We start from the raw sequence: 1787 nt of genomic DNA, 5'->3' as shown, positions 1-1787 counted from the left end.
CCGCGCACGAACTGGCGCAAGACCCGCAGGTGGTGGCAACGTATTTAGGTACTACAAAGGTTAAGCAAGGAACATCATGACGGAAATCGCCATTCCCTACGGGGCTTATTGGTCTACCCCATTTGCTCGCTGGCAAGGCAGCTTTGCGCATCTGCACAGCCTTAAGTTTGCCGCCCATGTGGCCAAAGACGCGCTGCAGCGACGCAAGCTTGATGTCAGCATTTTTGACCACGCGGCCTTGGGCATGTCGGTGCCGCAGCGCGGCGCGTTTTTTGGCATGCCCTGGCTGGCGGCCCAATTGGGGTCCGAGCAGCTTACCGGGCCCACCATCAGCCAGGCCTGCGCCACCAGTGCGCGGCTGCTGCAGTCGGTGGCCTCGACCGTGCGCGAAGGCGACGCTAGCGTGGCGCTGGCCATTGCGGCCGACCGCGTCTCGAACGGGCCCCACCTTTACTACCCCGCGCCGCATGGGCCGGGCGGCACGGGCGAGCACGAAGACTGGGTGCTGGACAACTTTAATTTCGACCCCTACACGGGGGTGAACATGCTGACCACGGCCGAGAACGTGGCCAAGGAATACGGTTTGACCACCGAGCAGCAAAACGAGCTGACCCTGGTGCGATACCAGCAATACGAAGAGGCGCTGGCCGACGACAGTGCGTTCTTGAAACGCTTTATGGATCTGCCTTTCAGCGTGCCCGACGCACGCTTCAAGCGAGAGCAAAGCGTGCTGCACGGCGACGAAGGCATTTTCCCCACGTCGGCCGAAGGCCTGGCCAAGCTCAAGCCCGTGATGGAAGGCGGCTCGGTGACCTTTGGCGGGCAAACCCACCCGGCCGACGCCAATGCGGGCATGGTGGTTACCACGCCGCAGCGCGCGGCCGAGCTTTCACGCGACCGCAAGGTGGGCATACGCCTGGTGTCGTTCGGGCAGGCGCGGGTCAAGCCCGCTTTCATGCCGGCCGCTCCGGCGCCGGCGGCGCGCCGTGCGCTGGATGCCGCCGGCATTAAGGCAAGCGACCTGGCCGCCATTAAAACGCACAACCCTTTTATTGTGAATGACCTGGTCATGGCCAAGGAAATGGGCATTGATGCCCGCAGAATGAACCGCTTTGGCTGCTCGCTGGTTTGGGGCCACCCCCAGGCGCCCATGGGCATACGCGGGGTTATCGAGCTGATTGAAGAGCTGGTAATTATCGGCGGCGGCTACGGTTTGTTTGTGGGTTGCGCGGCGGGCGATTCGGCCATGGCCGTGGTGGTACGGGTGCAAGACGAGTCATGAGCGCTACGTATTCCATGCCGCATGTGTGGCCCACTGTGGTGCATATGCTGGCTGACGCGGCTCAAGCGGCGCCCGACCATGTCGCGTTGCAATGCGGCAGCGAACAGCTTAGCTACACACAATACGCCGCGTGCGTGGGCGGCCTGGCGGCCGAACTGAAGCAGGCCGGCCTGGGTGAAGGCGAGCGGGTGGTGGTGTTTATGGCCAACTCGCTTGATGTGGCCATTGCCATCTTTGGTGTGCAGGCGGCCGGCGCCCAGGTGGTGCCGATGAACCCCTTGTACACTGCCGCCGAACTTGCACAGGTGTTTGAAAATGCCCAGGCGCGCGGCATTATTTACGACGAGGCCGCCCAGCCGGTGGTGGCGCAACTGCTGGCCGGCTTCGATTTGGCACTTTGCATTGGCAACGGGCCGGGCTCGCAGCGGCTGACGCGTTGGCGACATGAGCCGCAGCCCGCCTTGCCCTTGCCGCAGCCGCAATGGCCGGCTATTTTGCAATACAC

The 1787-nt window shown here is 63.3% G+C and carries 2 protein-coding genes; both read left to right on the top strand.

The features are described 5' to 3' along the window. The first annotated feature begins 76 nt into the window (after positions 1-76). Positions 77-1282, top strand: coding sequence for a thiolase family protein (locus VL003_RS12530; protein WP_325442978.1), 1206 nt, complete (start codon positions 77-79; stop codon positions 1280-1282). Continuing rightward, the coding region (locus tag VL003_RS12525; RefSeq protein ID WP_325442977.1) for an AMP-binding protein at positions 1279-1787 on the top strand (509 nt) is incomplete at its 3' end. The genes VL003_RS12530 and VL003_RS12525, both read left to right, overlap by 4 nt.

The organism is Pusillimonas sp. (assembly GCF_035515275.1).
Taxonomy (GTDB): domain Bacteria; phylum Pseudomonadota; class Gammaproteobacteria; order Burkholderiales; family Burkholderiaceae_B; genus Pusillimonas.
Note: the sequence above shows the minus strand (reverse complement) of the source record. Positions and strands in the feature narration are given on the sequence as shown.

Bases quoted from the DNA above. Each gene is read 5' to 3' on its own strand.
- VL003_RS12530 (WP_325442978.1), top strand. From the start codon at position 77: ATGACGGAAATCGCCATTCCCTACGGGGCTTATTGGTCTACCCCATTT.